This window comes from Microbacterium sp. MMO-56 (genome assembly GCF_037146215.1).
Lineage (GTDB): Bacteria > Actinomycetota > Actinomycetes > Actinomycetales > Microbacteriaceae > Microbacterium.
The window spans coordinates 22,240-36,762 of record NZ_JBBCVW010000012.1 but is presented as its reverse complement, the minus strand read 5'-3'; the positions used below and the strand labels follow the sequence as shown (position 1 = coordinate 36,762).

Sequence of the window (14,523 nt, the reverse complement as noted above, 5' to 3'; positions counted from 1 at the left end):
AGGAGGGACCATGACCACCATCGACATCTCCGGCACCCCGGTCGTGAGCGCGCGCATCCCCGCGACGCGACTGCGCCTCACCGCCCGTGGACGTCGCGTGATCGCGGCCCTCGCGTCCCTCCCCGCCGTGATCGCGCTCAGCATCGCGATCGTGTCCAGCGGGGGAGCCCTGGCATCCGGCGAAGGCGGGGCGCCCGCGGGCACGTTCTCGCACATCACGGTGATGCCCGGCGACACGCTCTGGTCCATCGCCGGCGACATCGCGCCGGACGCCGATCCCCGGGACGTGGTCGATGAGATCATCCGGCTGAACGCGCTGCCGTCCGGCGCCGTGGCCGCGGGGGAGCGCCTCGCCCTTCCGCTGCAGTACTCGTCCGCCGACTGATCCGGTGACGAGCAGGGCGTCCCCGCGCGGGCCGCTCTACGATGGGGCTGTGAGTGCGAGTGTGGATGACCTGCCCCTACGACCGGATCTGCGCGGCCTGACGCCCTACGGCGCACCGCAGGCGCCTCTGCCGGTGGCGCTCAACGTCAACGAGAACACCCATCCCGTACCCGACGAGGTCGCGGACGACATCGTCGACGCGATCGCGCGGGCGGTGCGTGAGGTCAACCGCTATCCGGACCGGGAGTTCACGCTGCTGCGCGAGGGCTTCGCGGACTACCTCGGCCACGGACTGACCCCCGACCAGATCTGGGCGGCCAACGGGTCCAACGAGGTGCTGCAGCACCTGCTGCAGGCGTTCGGCGGGCCGGGCCGCACGGCCTTCGGCTTCGCTCCGACCTACTCGATGTACCCGCTGCTGACGCGGGCCACGGGCGCGACCTACGTCGCGGGCACCCGAGGCGTCGACTACACGCTCGACGTCGACGATGCGCGTCGCCAGATCGAGGATGCGGCGCCCGACATCGTGTTCCTGTGCTCGCCGAACAATCCGACCGGGACGCCGCTCTCCCTCGACGTGGTGGAGGCCGTGTACGACGCGACCGACGGCATCGTCATCGTGGACGAGGCGTATCAGGAGTTCGCACCGCGCGACGCGCGGTCCGCCCTGACCCTTCTGCCGGGGCGCGAGCGGCTCGTCGTCTCCCGCACGATGAGCAAGGCATTCGCGTTCGCCGGTGCTCGCGTCGGATACCTCGCCGCCGATCCGGCCGTCATCGACGCCCTGCGCCTGGTGCGACTGCCCTACCACCTCAGCGCCCTCACCCAGGCCGCGGCCGTCGCCGCCCTGCGGCACGCCCCCGTCATGCTCGCGACGGTCGACGACATCATCGCGCAGCGCGACCGCATCTCGGCGACCCTCGATGCCCTCGGATACGAGCCGTTCGAGAGCTGGACGAACTTCGTGCTGTTCGGTGGTGTCGACGAACCCTCCGCGACGTGGCAGGGCCTCTACGACCGGGGCGTGCTGATCCGCGACGTGGGTCTGCCGCGGAGCCTGCGCGTCACCGCGGGCACCGAGTCCGAGTCGACGGCGTTCCTCGATGCGCTCGCGTCGCTCGGGCCCGGGGGCGCGCACGCCTAGTCCGCGGTGGGGCATCCGCCCGCCTCGCTAGACTCGTGCCATGAGCGACACCGCCCCCCGCACGGCCTCGATCCGCCGCGCGACGAGTGAGTCGACCGTCGAGCTGGAGCTCGACCTCGACGGCACCGGCCAGAGCCACATCGACACCTCGGTGCCCTTCTTCGACCACCTCCTGACCGCCTTCGCGAAGCACTCGCTGACCGACCTGACGGTCCGCGCCTCCGGCGACACCCACATCGACGCCCACCACACGGTGGAGGACGTCGCCATCGTCCTCGGGCAGGCGATCCGCGAGGCACTGGGCGACAAGTCGGGGATCTCGAGGTACGGCGACGCCCTCGTCCCGCTCGACGAGGCGCTCGCGCAGGCGGTCGTGGACATCAGCGGCCGCCCCTACCTCCTGCACGAGGGCGAGCCCGCCGGCTACGAGTTCCACCTCATCGGCGGCCACTTCACCGGGTCCCTGGTGCGCCACACGTTCGAGGCGATCGCGTTCCAGGCGGGCCTCACCGTGCACGTGAGGGTGCTCGCGGGTCGCGATCCGCACCACATCGCCGAGGCCGAGTACAAGGCGTTCGCGCGCGCGTTCCGCCAGGCCAAGGCGCTCGACCCGCTCGTGCGCGGCATCCCGAGCACGAAGGGCGCTCTGTGACGGCGCCGCTGGTCGCCGTCCTCGACTACGGCTCGGGGAACGTCCACTCCGCCGTCAAGGCGCTCGTCGCCGCGGGGGCGGACGCACGCCTCACCGCCGACCGCGGACTGATCCAGGATGCGGCGGGACTCGTCGTGCCCGGCGTCGGCGCGTTCAGCGCCGTGATGCAGGCGCTCCGCGCGAGCCGCGGCGACGAGCTGATCGAGCGGCGCCTGTCCGGCGGCCTGCCGGTGCTCGGCATCTGCGTGGGCATGCAGGTCATGTTCGAACACGGCGTCGAACGCGGCATCGACACGGAGGGCCTCGGCGAGTGGCCCGGCGCCGTGACCGAGCTGGATGCCCCCGTGCTCCCGCACATGGGGTGGAACACCGTGCGCGTGGGCTCCGGATCGACGCTGTTCGAGGGGATCGAGGACGAGCGGTTCTACTTCGTCCACTCCTACGGTGCGCAGCACTGGACCCTCGACGTCGTGAGGCCGTTCCGTGAGCCGACGCTCACGTGGTGCGACTACGGCACGCCGTTCCTCGCGGCGGTCGAGAACGGTCCGCTGTCGGCGACCCAGTTCCACCCGGAGAAGAGTGGGGAGGCGGGCATCCGGTTGCTCGCGAACTGGATCACGTCGCTGCCGCCCGCCCGATAGTCTCTCCTAGCGCCCTCCGGCGCCCGGACTCTCCGCGCGAGCCCTCGACGGGCAGCGCCCCACCCACCCTGGAGCCATGAACGACTTCGCATCGACACCCGAACTGATCCTCCTGCCCGCCGTCGATGTCGCCGACGGCAAGGCCGTCCGTCTCACGCAGGGTGAGGCGGGCACCGAGACGAGCTACGGCGACCCGGTCGAGGCCGCGCTCGCGTGGGCCCGCGACGGTGCGCAGTGGATCCATCTCGTGGACCTCGACGCCGCCTTCGGGCGAGGCAGCAACGCGGGGGTCATCCGCAAGGTGATCAAGCAGCTGCGCGGCGTGCAGATCGAGCTTTCGGGCGGCATCCGCGACGACGCGACGCTCGAGGCCGCGCTCGAGTCCGGCGCGTCCCGCATCAACCTGGGCACGGCGGCGCTGGAGAACCCCGAGTGGGCGGCCGACGTCATCGGGCGCTACGGCGAGGCCATCGCCGTCGGGCTCGACGTGCGCGGCACGACCCTGGCCGCCCGGGGCTGGACCCGTGACGGCGGCGACCTGTGGCAGGTGCTCGACCGGCTCGAGGACGCCGGCTGCAGCCGCTACGTCGTCACCGACGTGACCAAGGACGGCACGCTCAAGGGCCCGAACATCGAACTGCTGCGCGAGGTGACGACCCGTACGACCCGCCCGGTGGTCGCCTCCGGCGGCATCTCGAGCCTCGACGACATCGCCGCGCTGCGCGAGCTCGTGCCGCTCGGCGTCGAGGGCGCGATCGTCGGCAAGGCCCTGTACGCGGGGGCGTTCACGCTCGCCGAGGCGCTGGATGTCGCCGCAGGCTGACGATCCGTCCGGCGGCGCGCCGCACGCCTGCGCGCCGGCGGACTCGGCCGGCGTGCCCTGGGAGGGGCGCCGTTTCGAGTCGAACCCGCACGCGGGCGACGACGGATCCGCGGACCCCGCGCTGCTCGCCGCCCTGACGGCGTTCCGCGACGGCCACGGCGGGAGTGCCGCCGTCGTGGACGCGTACCGTGCGGCGCGGCTGCTGATCCCGCTGGTCGCCGAGGCGGGCGACGTCGGCGTCGCACCGTCGGGTCACGTCGTCGACAAGACCCAGGAGCTGTCGATCGTCACCGTCGCAGCACCCGACGGGCGGCGCGTGCTGCCGGTGTTCACCTCCGTGCAGACCCTCGCCGCGTGGGATGCGTCCGCGCGGCCGGTACCCGTCGACGGCGTGCGCACCGCGCTGTCCGCGGCCGCGGACGACACCGACCTCATCGTGATCGACCCGGGCTCGCCGACGGAGTTCGTCCTGCGCCGCCCCGCCGTGTGGGCGATCGGGCAGGGGCAGCCGTGGGAGCCGGCGCACCTGTCTCCGGAGGTCGTCGCCGGCCTGCAGGAGAGCATCGGGGCGGAGCTGGGGGTCGTGGATCTGTCGGTGGCCGACGGCGATCCGCAGGCGCGGCTGCGCGGCCCGGAGCTCGTCGTGCGGCTGCACCTCGTCGACGGGCTGGAGCAGGCGGCGCTGGATGCGATCCTGCAGCGCCTCGCCTCCCGGTGGGCGGCGGACGACCGCATCGCCGTCCTGGTCGACTCCCTCACGGTCAAGCTCCTGCGCGCCTGACGCCGCACCGCCTCGCGAGTGGGGGTCAGGTGACGGGGCCGGTCCACTTCTCGCCGGGGCCCTGGCCGATCGGGTCCGGGATGACGGATGCCTCGCGGAAGGCGAGCTGCACGGAGCGCAGACCGTCGCGCAGGGACCGTGCGTGCATGTCGCTGATCTCGGGGGCGCCGGCGGTGATGAGCCCGGCGAGGGCGTTGATGAGCTTGCGGGCCTCGTCGAGGTCGGTCTGGGTCGCCGGGTCGTCGGCGAGTCCGACCTTGACCGCCGCGGCGCTCATGAGGTGGACCGCCGCGGTGGTGATGACCTCCACCGCGGGGACGTCGGCGATGTCGCGGCTCGCGGCGGCCGCCGCCCGCTCCTGCGCCTCCCAGCGGGCGATCCGGTCGTCCTCGGCATCGGGGAGAGCACCGGGGAGATGGTCGGGGGAGGGAGAAGTCGTGTCCACGGTTCGCTTTCTGATAGACTCGGCGCGCACCGGAGTGTTCTGCTCCGGATCGAAAGTGGATCACATCCCACCCGCGCTTGCCGCTCCAGGCTACCGGGTCCCGCACTCCGCCCCGCTGACACGGGGTAGCCACGGCACGTGGTCCAGGGTGCAGAACTCTCCGACGACGTCCGCGTCGCCGGGGTGGGCGCGGGGGATGTGCGACTCTTCCGCCCGCGACACTCCCGTGTCCGGTGGCACCCACCCGCACGACAGAGGAGTTCCGCATCAGCGATCCCCGCACCAATGACCGCATCCGCGTCCCCGAGGTCCGCCTCGTCGGCCCCGCGGGTGAGCAGGTCGGCGTCGTCCGCATCGAGGTGGCGCTCCGCCTCGCACAGGAGGCGGATCTCGACCTCGTCGAGGTCGCCCCGAACTCGAAGCCGCCCGTGGTCAAGATCATGGACTTCGGCAAGTTCAAGTACGAGACGGCGCAGAAGGCCAAGGAAGCGCGACGCAATCAGGCCAACACGGTCCTCAAGGAGGTCCGTTTCCGCCTGAAGATCGAGGCCCACGACTACACCACGAAGCTCAAGCGCGCCGAGGGCTTCCTGCAGGCCGGCGACAAGGTCAAGGCCATGATCCTCTTCCGTGGTCGCGAGCAGTCGCGACCCGAGCAGGGTGTGCGCCTGCTCCGCAAGTTCGCGGAGGACGTCGCCGAGTTCGGCACCGTGGAGTCCAACCCCACGATCGACGGTCGCAACATGGTCATGGTGATCGCACCGCACAAGAACAAGTCCGAGGTCAAGACCGAGCAGAACGCCCAGCGCGCTGCGAACAAGGAGGCGGCGCGCCAGGCGCGCACCGCCACCGGCGAGGCCCCGGCCGCGACGGACACCCCGGCCCCGGCCGCCGCGGAGTGACGCGGCGGGCCGCGCGGCCCCACAGACTCCCGCTCGTCGGGACACACAACGAAGGATAGAGACATGCCGAAGCAGAAGACCCACTCGGGTGCCAAGAAGCGCTTCAAGGTCACCGGTAGCGGGAAGATCAAGAAGCAGCAGGCGAACCTCCGCCACAACTTCGAGGGCAAGCCCACCAAGCGCACGCGCCGCCTGTCGGCCGACAAGATCCTGGCTCCCGGCGACGCGAAGGTCGCCAAGAAGCTCCTCGGCATCTGAGCGCCGCGCGCCCGAGTGTCACCGAAGAATTAGGAAGTAGAAGAAATGGCTAGAGTCAAGCGGGCCGTCAACGCCCACAAGAAGCGTCGCGTCATCCTCGAGCGCGCCTCCGGATACCGCGGACAGCGTTCGCGCCTGTACCGGAAGGCGAAGGAGCAGGTCACCCACTCGCTCGTCTACGCGTACCGCGACCGCCGCAAGCGCAAGGGCGACTTCCGCCGCCTGTGGATCCAGCGCATCAACGCCGCGAGCCGCCAGAACGGCCTCACGTACAACCGCTTCATCCAGGGCCTCGGCCTGGCCGGCGTCCAGGTCGACCGCCGCATCCTGGCCGAGCTCGCGGTCAACGAGCCCGCGACCTTCGCCTCGCTCGTCGAGACGGCGAAGAAGGCGCTCCCGGCCGACGTGAACGCGGCCAAGGCGTAATCACACGCACAGCACGTCGCACAGCACGACGAAGGGTGTCCTCCCGTGGGGGGACACCCTTTGTTCGTAGGATGAGATCGTGCTCGAGAACCCCCGGTCCCCGCGTGTGCGCGCCGTCGCCAAACTGACCAAGCGCAGCGCGCGCCAGGAGACGGGGCTCTTCCTGCTCGAAGGTCCCCAGGCGGCCCGGGAGGCCCTGGCGTATCGGCCGGACACGCTCGTGGAGCTGTTCGCCACACCGACCGCGATGGAGCGGCATCAGGACGTGCGCGACGCGGCTCGCGAGGCGGGGCTCGAGGTCGTGTTCGCGAGCGAGGGCGTCGTGGACGCCATGGCCGACACCGTGACCCCGCAGGGCATCGTCGCGGTCGCCCGTCAGTCGCCCACCGCGCTCAAGGACGTGTTCGCCGATGCGCCGCGTCTCATCGCGATCTGCGAAGAGGTGCGCGACCCGGGCAATCTCGGCACGATCATCCGCGCCGCCGACGCGGCGGGCGCGGACGCGGTCGTCCTCACCGGCCGCACGGTCGACCCGTACAACCCCAAGGTCGTCCGCGCCACGACGGGGTCCCTCTTCCACCTGCCCGTCGCCGTCGGGGCGGACCTCGCCGCCGTCGTCGAGCGCGCCCACGCCGCGGGGATGCGGGTCATCGCCGCGGATGTCGGCGGGGAGGACTTCCTGTCCGGCCGCGCGCTTCTGGCGGAGCCGACCGCGTGGCTCTTCGGCAACGAGGCCCGTGGGCTGGAGGAGTCCGCGCGCGGACTCGCCGACCTCGCCCTGCGCCTGCCGATCTACGGGCGGGCCGAGTCGCTGAACCTCGCGACGGCCGCCAGCGTCTGCCTCTACGAGACGGCCTTCGCGCAACGCGCCGACGGCTGAGCATCCGTCGGACGGCTCCGCCACGGGATGTTTCGGCCGGGTCACGATGCGGTCAAGATCCTGTGCACAGCCTGAGAGAAGCGAACGGGCCTGTCTAGGGTGAGGGAATGGCGAATCCAGACCCCGCACCCGCGACGTCGAACATCACCGTCCGTCGCGGCGACCCCCTCGTCGTCGTCACGGACGTCGAGAAGCACTACGGCGATTTCCATGCGTTGAAGAACATCGATCTGACCGTCAACCGCGGCGAGGTCGTCGTGGTGATCGGTCCGTCGGGGTCCGGCAAGTCGACCCTGTGCCGCACGATCAACCGGCTCGAGACCATCACGAGCGGGTCGATCACGATCGACGGCAAGGAGCTGCCGAAGGAGGGCAAGGCGCTCGCCGCCCTCCGGGCCGACGTGGGGATGGTCTTCCAGTCCTTCAACCTCTTCTCCCACCTCACGATCCTCGAGAACGTGACGCTGGGCCCCATCAAGGTCAAGGGCATGAAGAAGGCCGAGGCGGAGGCCGAGGCCAAGGTGCTCCTGGACCGGGTCGGGGTGGGCCACCAGGCGTCCAAGCTCCCCGCCCAGCTCTCCGGAGGTCAGCAGCAGCGCGTCGCCATCGCGCGCGCGCTGGCGATGAAGCCGAAGGTAATGCTCTTCGACGAGCCGACCAGTGCGCTGGACCCGGAGATGATCAACGAGGTCCTCGACGTGATGGTGGGCCTCGCCCAGGACGGCATGACGATGATCGTCGTCACCCACGAGATGGGGTTCGCCCGCAAGGCGGCCGACCGTGTCGTGTTCATGGCCGACGGCGAGATCGTCGAGGAGGCGGCGCCGGGCGACTTCTTCACCGCGCCCAGGAGCGACCGTGCGAAGGACTTCCTCTCCAAGCTGATCACCCACTGAGCGCACCCGAGACGTCCGCGCCCCTGCACCGGCGCGGCACCCCGAAAGAGATACGAAACGAGGAACACATGCGGAAGACACGAATCGCCGGCGCGTTCGCCGGCATCGCGATCGCAGCTCTCGCGCTGACGGCGTGCAACAGCGGCACGCCCGGCGCCGCGCCGGAGGGGTCCGGCGACGCCACGGGCGACGCCCCCGCGGGCAACCCCTGGACCGTCGCGACCGACGTCACGATCGAAGGCAGCCCGACGTTCGACAACATCAAGAGCGCCGGCGTCGTGAAGATCGGCGTCAAGGAGGACCAGCCCGGTCTCGGCTACCTCGACCCCGTGACGAACACCCGCAGCGGCTTCGACGTCGACATCGCGCGGTGGATCGCCGCCTCGCTCGGCTTCGACGAGGACAAGATCGAGTTCCAGGCCATCCCGTCCGCCAACCGCGAGCAGGCGATCGTGAACGGCGACATCGACTACTACGTCGGCACGTACTCGATCACCGACAAGCGCAAGGAGCAGATCTCCTTCGCCGGTCCGTACTTCATCACGGGGCAGGGCCTGCTCGTGGCGGCGGACAACGACAAGATCACCGGCAAGGACTCCCTCACGGCGGACGACGTCGTGTGCTCGGCGACCGGATCGACCTCGATCCAGCGGATCAAGGACACCACCCCGGCCAAGACGAAGGAGTACGACACGTACTCCGCGTGCGTCGAGGACCTGAAGAACGGTCAGGTCGACGCCGTCACGACCGACGAGGCCATCCTCATCGGCTACGCGGCCCAGGCGCCCGACCAGCTGAAGGTCGTGGGCGAGCCGTTCAGCGAGGAGCGCTACGGCGTCGGCATCGCCAAGGGCGACACGGCCTTCCAGGAGTTCATCAACACGATGTTCACCGACGGCGGCTCGGTCTGGACGGCGATCTTCGAGAAGAACCTCGGCGCCTCGGGCGTGAAGGCCACCCAGCCCGAGGTCGACCCGGTCGGCTGACCCGGTGCGGCGGCGGCGCTCTCCCGCGCCGCCGCCGGCACCACCTGACAGACGACAAGACGCGAACGAAGGGCGGACCCGTGGGGGTCATCACCGACAACCTCGACCTGTGGGGAGAGGCGCTGAGGGGCACGCTCGTGCTCTTCGTGGGCGGCGGCGCGATCGCGCTCGTCCTGGGCCTCATCGTGGGCGCGATGAGGGTCTCGCCCGTCCCCATCGCGCGTTCGGTCGGCGCGGTCTACGTCAACTGGATCCGCAACACCCCGCTGACCCTCGTGATGTTCTTCTTCGCGTTCTGCCTGCCGATCCTGCTGCGGGGGCGCATCGACGCGCTCACGCTCGCAACGCTCGCCCTCGGCATCTACACCGCCACCTACGTCGCCGAGACCATCCGCTCGGGCATCAACACCGTGCCCGTCGGGCAGGCGGAGGCCGCGCGCGCGCTCGGGCTCACGTTCGGCCAGGTCATGACGCTCGTCGTGCTCCCGCAGGCCGGCCGCTCGGTCATCCCGCCGATGATGAGCGTGTTCATCGCCCTGCTGAAGAACACGACGGTCGCCGCCGGCTTCTCGGTCCTCAACCTCGGATCGATCCGCAGCAACCTCAGCGAGCGCGGGGAGAACCAGCTCGCCGTGCTGCTGTGGGTGATGGTCATCTTCATCGTCCTGGTGCTGCTGCTCGCGTGGCTGCAGCGCGCGGTCGAGCGGAAGTGGAAGGTCGCGCGATGACATCCGTGCTGTACGACGTCCCCGGCCCGAAGGCCGTCGCCCGCAACCGCGTCCTCGGCGTCGTGACGATCCTGCTGATCCTCGCGATCATCGGCTGGGTGATCTGGCGGTTCGCCGACACCGGCCAGTTCAGCGCCGACAAGTGGGAGATCTTCACCTACGGCGCGATCTGGGCGCGGCTGCTCGACGGCGCCATCGCCACGCTCTCGGCCTTCGCCGCCGCCGCGGTCGGCGCCCTGGTGCTCGGTTTCGTGCTCGCGATCGGGCGTCTGTCGGATCACGCGTGGATCCGGGTGCCCGTCGGCGCGATCACCGAGGTGCTCCGCGCCATCCCCGTGCTCATCTTCATGATGCTGCTGTACTACGGCCTGCCCGTCGTCGGCATCAAGATGGAGCCGTACTGGGCCGTGGTGATCGCCCTCGTCGCGTACAACGGCTCGGTGCTGGCCGAGGTCATCCGCGCGGGTGTCGAGTCCCTGCCCCGCGGGCAGGGGGAGGCGGGCTACGCGATCGGACTGCGCAAGGCGGGGGTCCTCCGGCTCATCCTCCTCCCGCAGGCGATCCGCGCGATGATGCCCGTCATCGTCGCCCAGCTCGTGGTGACCCTGAAGGACACGGCGCTCGGGTTCATCATCACCTACCAGGAGCTGCTCTACGTCATCAAGCTCCTCGGCTCGAACGCCGTGTACCACTCGCCGCTCATCCAGACGGCGCTGGTGGGCGGAGCGATCTATGTCGCGATGTGTCTCGCGCTCAGCTACGTCGCCTACCGGATCGAGCAGCGGACGAAGCGGCGCCAGCGGCAGCAGGAGGCGGAGGGCGGCCAGCCGCACCACCCCGTCGCCGAGACCACCGACACGCAGCTGATCGGTCTGCAGGCCGCCACCGACGCGGCGACCGGCAACGAGGGCGGCGGGATGTCGCGCCTGCCGCGTCGCCGCCGCTGACCCCGCTCCGGCGTACGGGGGAAGCGGGTGCGGCCCCGCCGGTAGACTCGGTTCTCGTGTCCGACGCACCCGAGATCTCTCCCGAACGAGTGGATGCCGCCGTCTCCGATGCCCTCGCGGCGATCGATGCGGCCGCCTCCACGGCCGACCTGAAGGCGGCACGCGCCGCGCACTCCGCCGACGGCTCGCCGCTGGCGCAGCTGAACGCGCTGCTGCGGCACGTCCCGAACGATCAGAAGGCCGCATTCGGGAAGCTCGTGGGCCAGGCGCGCGGCCGCGTGACGCAGGCGCTCGCGGCCCGTGAGGAGGAGCTCGCCGCCGCCGAGGACGCCGCGCGGCTCGAGGCCGAGCGGGTCGACATCACCGCGATCGCCCCCCGCGGCCGCGTAGGAGCGCGGCATCCGGTCTCGCTCCTGCAGGAGGAGATCGCCGACCTCTTCGTCGGCATGGGGTGGGAGATCGCCGAAGGCCCCGAGCTCGAGCACGAGTGGTTCAACTTCGACGCGCTGAACTTCGACGTCGATCACCCCGCACGCCAGATGCAGGACACGTTCTTCGTGGATCCCGTCGACCGCCACCTCGTGCTGCGCACCCACACGAGCCCCGTGCAGGTGCGCTCGATGCTCGAGCGCGAGGTGCCGATCTACGTGCTGTGCCCGGGCCGGGTGTACCGCACCGACGAGTTCGACGCGACGCACCTGCCCGCCTTCGTGCAGTTCGAGGGCCTCGTCGTCGACAAGGGCATCTCGATGGCGAACCTGAAGGGCACGCTCGACCATGTCGCGCGTCAGCTGTTCGGTCCGGAGGCCAAGACGCGGTTCCGCACCAACTTCTTCCCCTTCACCGAGCCGTCGGCCGAGCTCGACCTGTGGCACCCGACCTTCCGGGGCGGCGCACGCTGGATCGAGTGGGGCGGCTGCGGCATGGTCAACCCGAACGTGCTGCGCGCGGCGGGGATCGATCCCGAGGTGTACTCGGGCTTCGCCTTCGGGATGGGCGTCGAGCGGGCGCTGATGTTCCGCTCCGACGTGCAGGACATGCGCGACATGGCCGAGGGTGATGTCCGCTTCAGCGAGCAGTTCGGAATGGTGGTCTGATGCGCGTCCCTCTGTCGTGGCTCCGTGAGTACGTCGAGCTTCCCGAGGATGCCACGACCGACGACGTCTTCGCGGCGCTCGTCTCGGTCGGCTTCGAGGAGGAGGAGGCGATCGGCTTCGGGCTCACCGGCCCGGTCGTGGTCGGTCAGGTGCTCTCGTTCGAGTCCGAGCCGCAGTCCAACGGCAAGACCATCCGGTGGTGCCGCGTCGACGTCGGCGAGGCGAACGGGGGAGTGCGCGGCATCGTCTGCGGTGCGTCGAACTTCGCCCCCGGCGACAAGGTCGTCGTCTCGCTGCCCGGCGCGGTGCTGCCCGGCCCCTTCCCGATCTCGGCGCGCAAGACCTACGGCCACGTCTCCGACGGCATGATCGCCTCGGCGCGCGAGCTCGGTCTCGGCGACGAGCACAACGGCATCCTGCGGCTCGCGGAGCTCGGCCTCGACCCCGAGGTCGGCGTCGACGCGATCGCGCTGCTCGGCCTCGACGACGTGGCCGTGGACGTGAACGTGACTCCCGACCGCGGCTACGCGCTGTCGATGCGCGGCATCGCGCGCGAGTACGCCCACGCGACGGGCGCCGCCTTCCGCGACCCCGCCGCGCACGAGTGGGAGGACGTCCGCCCCGGCGCCGGCTTCCCGGTCGTCGTCGACGACGCAGCCCCCATCCGGGGCCGGGTGGGCGCGAGCGAGTTCGTCGTCCGCGTCGTCCGCGGGGTCGACCCGACCCGTCCGACGCCCCCGTGGATGATCTCGCGTCTCACCCTCGCCGGGGTCCGCTCGCTGGGCATCCTGATCGACATCACCAACTACGTGATGATCGAGCTCGGCAACCCGGTCCACGGCTACGACCTCGACCTGCTGCAGGGCGGCATCACCGTCCGCCGCGCCGCTCCCGGCGAGAAGCTGACGACCCTCGACGGCAAGGAGCGCTCGCTCAGCCCCGAGGACCTGCTGATCACCGACGACTCCGGTCCGATCGGCCTCGCCGGGGTCATGGGCGGCGGCACGACCGAGATGACGGACGCGACGCGCACCGTGCTCATCGAGGCCGCCACCTTCGACCCCGTGACGATCGCCCGCACCGCGCGGCGTCACAAGCTGCCCTCCGAGGCGTCGCGCCGGTTCGAGCGCGGCGTCGATCCGCTCCTGCCGTTCGTCGCCGCGCGCCGGGTCGCCGAGCTGATGGTCGACCTCGCCGGCGGCACCCTCGACGAGGAGCTGGGCGGCGCGCTCTACGGCGAGGTGTTCCTCGCCTCGATCGAGCTGCCCCGCGCGTTCGTCCCGCAGCTGATCGGCGTCGACTACACGGATGCCGAGATCACGGGCGCCCTCGAGACGATCGGCTGCGAGGTGTCCGTGACGGACGACGGGTGGGAGGTCATCCCGCCCTCGTGGCGCCCCGACCTCACCGACCGGTGGACGCTCGCCGAAGAGGTGGCGCGGATCCACGGGCTGGACCGGATCCCCTCGATCCTGCCGACCCCGCCCGGAGGCCGCGGGCTGACCGCACTGCAGAAGGGCCGCCGCCGCGTCGCGAACGCGCTCGCCGCCGCCGGGTTCGTCGAGACCCCGTCGTTCCCCTTCACGAGCGCCGAGGCGAACGCGCTGCACGGGTCCGCATCGGGCGAGCCGGTCGCCTCGATCCGCCTCGCCAATCCGCTCGACGGTCAGGCGCCCTGCCTGCGCCGCTCCCTCGTGCCGGGCCTGCTGCAGGTCGCGCACCGCAACCTGTCCCGCGGCTTCACCGATCTCGCCCTGTTCGAGACGGGTCTCGTGTTCGCGCCGGAGGAGGGTGTCGCCTACGGGACGCCGTCGGTGCCGCCGCTGGGAGCGCGTCCGGACGATGCGACGCTGGCCGAGCTCGACGCGTCGATCCCTCCGCAGCCGCGTCACGTCGCGGTGCTCCTCACGGGGAACGTGGTCGCCAAGCGGGCCGGACGCCCCGCCGTGCCCGTCGACCTCGCGGACGCGGTGGAGGCGGTGCGCGTGATCGCGGTGTCTGCGGGAGTCGCGATCGACATCGCCCAGGGCCGGCGCGCGGCGCTGCATCCGGGTCGTACCGGCGTCCTGTCGGTCCGCGGCGTCGAGGTCGGCTACCTCGGCGAGGTCCTCCCGGCGGTGTCGGCGCAGGCCGACCTGCCCGGTCGGGTGTACGTCGTCGAGCTCGACCTCGACGGTGTGCTGGCGCTCGCCGCGGCGCCCGAGGTGGCCGCGTCGCTGTCGGCCTTCCCCGCGGCGACGCAGGACGTCTCCCTCGTCGTGGGGTCCGATGTCGTCGCCGGCGACGTCGCGGACGCGCTCGCCGAGGGGGCCGGCGAGCTGCTCGAGTCGCTCCGGCTCGTCGACGAATACCGCGGCGCGGGCGTTCCCGACGGGACGAAGAGCCTGACGTTCGCGCTGCGCTTCCGCGCTCCCGATCGCACCCTCACGGCGGCGGAGGCCACCGATGCGAAGCTCGCGGGCGTGGGGGTCGCCGCGGCGCGCTACGGCGCGACCATCCGGGAGTAGCGGCGCCGCCCCGGGTGCGCCGCCG

Annotated in this window: 17 protein-coding genes; 16 read left to right on the top strand and 1 reads right to left on the bottom strand. The window is 71.2% G+C overall.

What is annotated here, in order from left to right; translation table 11 throughout:
* Positions 1-10 precede the first annotated feature (10 nt).
* The 6 genes from WFI00_RS11495 to WFI00_RS11470 all read left to right on the top strand — a co-directional run bounded on the left by WFI00_RS11495 (position 11) and on the right by WFI00_RS11470 (position 4,426).
* Complete coding sequence (locus tag WFI00_RS11495; RefSeq protein ID WP_336632450.1) at positions 11-385, top strand: LysM peptidoglycan-binding domain-containing protein; 375 nt, start codon at positions 11-13, stop codon at positions 383-385.
* 49 nt (positions 386-434) lie between these two features.
* Positions 435-1,529, top strand: a complete 1,095-nt coding sequence (locus WFI00_RS11490) for a histidinol-phosphate transaminase (protein WP_336632449.1) — start codon at positions 435-437, stop codon at positions 1,527-1,529.
* Positions 1,530-1,569: 40 nt separating this feature from the next.
* Positions 1,570-2,181, top strand: a complete 612-nt coding sequence (gene hisB, locus WFI00_RS11485) for an imidazoleglycerol-phosphate dehydratase HisB (protein WP_336632448.1) — start codon at positions 1,570-1,572, stop codon at positions 2,179-2,181.
* Positions 2,178-2,822, top strand: a complete 645-nt coding sequence (gene hisH / locus WFI00_RS11480) for an imidazole glycerol phosphate synthase subunit HisH (protein WP_336632447.1) — start codon at positions 2,178-2,180, stop codon at positions 2,820-2,822. The genes hisB and hisH overlap by 4 nt, the downstream gene beginning before the upstream one ends.
* A 76-nt stretch (positions 2,823-2,898) precedes the next feature.
* On the top strand, positions 2,899-3,645 hold the full coding sequence (gene priA / locus WFI00_RS11475) for a bifunctional 1-(5-phosphoribosyl)-5-((5-phosphoribosylamino)methylideneamino)imidazole-4-carboxamide isomerase/phosphoribosylanthranilate isomerase PriA (protein ID WP_336632446.1): 747 nt from the start codon (positions 2,899-2,901) through the stop codon (positions 3,643-3,645).
* A complete protein-coding gene (locus WFI00_RS11470; RefSeq protein ID WP_336632445.1) occupies positions 3,629-4,426 on the top strand; it encodes an SseB family protein in 798 nt (265 codons plus the stop codon). Before priA ends, WFI00_RS11470 begins: the two co-directional genes overlap by 17 nt.
* 25 nt (positions 4,427-4,451) lie before the next feature.
* Here the strand turns inward: WFI00_RS11470 and WFI00_RS11465 are convergent, their stop codons facing one another.
* Entirely contained in the window at positions 4,452-4,805 is a 354-nt protein-coding gene (locus WFI00_RS11465; protein WP_336632526.1) for a DUF1844 domain-containing protein, read from the bottom strand.
* 299 nt (positions 4,806-5,104) lie between these two features.
* Between WFI00_RS11465 and infC the strand changes: the two genes are divergently transcribed.
* From infC to pheT, 10 genes are all read left to right on the top strand, one after another.
* Positions 5,105-5,773 (top strand): translation initiation factor IF-3, encoded by a 669-nt coding sequence (gene infC, locus WFI00_RS11460; protein WP_336632444.1) that lies wholly within the window; start codon positions 5,105-5,107, stop codon positions 5,771-5,773.
* A gap of 63 nt (positions 5,774-5,836) precedes the next feature.
* A complete protein-coding gene (gene rpmI / locus WFI00_RS11455; protein ID WP_005048908.1) occupies positions 5,837-6,031 on the top strand; it encodes a 50S ribosomal protein L35 in 195 nt (64 codons plus the stop codon).
* Between the two features lie 45 nt (positions 6,032-6,076).
* Entirely contained in the window at positions 6,077-6,457 is a 381-nt protein-coding gene (gene rplT / locus WFI00_RS11450) for a 50S ribosomal protein L20 (protein ID WP_336632443.1), read from the top strand.
* A 79-nt stretch (positions 6,458-6,536) separates the two neighbouring features.
* Positions 6,537-7,337, top strand: coding sequence for a TrmH family RNA methyltransferase (locus WFI00_RS11445; protein ID WP_336632442.1), 801 nt, complete (start codon positions 6,537-6,539; stop codon positions 7,335-7,337).
* 107 nt (positions 7,338-7,444) lie between these two features.
* Positions 7,445-8,233, top strand: coding sequence for an amino acid ABC transporter ATP-binding protein (locus WFI00_RS11440; protein ID WP_336632441.1), 789 nt, complete (start codon positions 7,445-7,447; stop codon positions 8,231-8,233).
* A gap of 68 nt (positions 8,234-8,301) precedes the next feature.
* Positions 8,302-9,219, top strand: a complete 918-nt coding sequence (locus WFI00_RS11435) for a glutamate ABC transporter substrate-binding protein (protein ID WP_336632440.1) — start codon at positions 8,302-8,304, stop codon at positions 9,217-9,219.
* Positions 9,220-9,299: 80 nt separating this feature from the next.
* Positions 9,300-9,947, top strand: a complete 648-nt coding sequence (locus WFI00_RS11430; RefSeq protein ID WP_336632439.1) for an amino acid ABC transporter permease — start codon at positions 9,300-9,302, stop codon at positions 9,945-9,947.
* Positions 9,944-10,894: an amino acid ABC transporter permease gene (locus WFI00_RS11425; RefSeq protein WP_336632438.1), complete on the top strand. Its 951-nt coding sequence runs from the start codon at positions 9,944-9,946 to the stop codon at positions 10,892-10,894. Before WFI00_RS11430 ends, WFI00_RS11425 begins: the two co-directional genes overlap by 4 nt.
* A 56-nt stretch (positions 10,895-10,950) precedes the next feature.
* Positions 10,951-11,991, top strand: a complete 1,041-nt coding sequence (pheS, locus tag WFI00_RS11420; RefSeq protein WP_336632437.1) for a phenylalanine--tRNA ligase subunit alpha — start codon at positions 10,951-10,953, stop codon at positions 11,989-11,991.
* Complete coding sequence (gene pheT / locus WFI00_RS11415; protein WP_336632436.1) at positions 11,991-14,498, top strand: phenylalanine--tRNA ligase subunit beta; 2,508 nt, start codon at positions 11,991-11,993, stop codon at positions 14,496-14,498. Before pheS ends, pheT begins: the two co-directional genes overlap by 1 nt.
* Positions 14,499-14,523 lie beyond the last annotated feature (25 nt).

Excerpts from the sequence above, each read along its gene's own strand:
- WFI00_RS11495 (WP_336632450.1), top strand. The coding sequence starts at position 11 with ATGACCACCATCGACATCTCCGGCACCCCGGTCGTGAGCGCGCGCATC.
- hisB (WP_336632448.1), top strand. The coding sequence starts at position 1,570 with ATGAGCGACACCGCCCCCCGCACGGCCTCGATCCGCCGCGCGACGAGT.
- priA (WP_336632446.1), top strand. The coding sequence starts at position 2,899 with ATGAACGACTTCGCATCGACACCCGAACTGATCCTCCTGCCCGCCGTC.
- WFI00_RS11470 (WP_336632445.1), top strand. The coding sequence starts at position 3,629 with ATGTCGCCGCAGGCTGACGATCCGTCCGGCGGCGCGCCGCACGCCTGC.
- rpmI (WP_005048908.1), top strand. The coding sequence starts at position 5,837 with ATGCCGAAGCAGAAGACCCACTCGGGTGCCAAGAAGCGCTTCAAGGTC.
- rplT (WP_336632443.1), top strand. The coding sequence starts at position 6,077 with ATGGCTAGAGTCAAGCGGGCCGTCAACGCCCACAAGAAGCGTCGCGTC.
- WFI00_RS11440 (WP_336632441.1), top strand. The coding sequence starts at position 7,445 with ATGGCGAATCCAGACCCCGCACCCGCGACGTCGAACATCACCGTCCGT.
- WFI00_RS11435 (WP_336632440.1), top strand. The coding sequence starts at position 8,302 with ATGCGGAAGACACGAATCGCCGGCGCGTTCGCCGGCATCGCGATCGCA.
- WFI00_RS11425 (WP_336632438.1), top strand. The coding sequence starts at position 9,944 with ATGACATCCGTGCTGTACGACGTCCCCGGCCCGAAGGCCGTCGCCCGC.
- pheT (WP_336632436.1), top strand. The coding sequence starts at position 11,991 with ATGCGCGTCCCTCTGTCGTGGCTCCGTGAGTACGTCGAGCTTCCCGAG.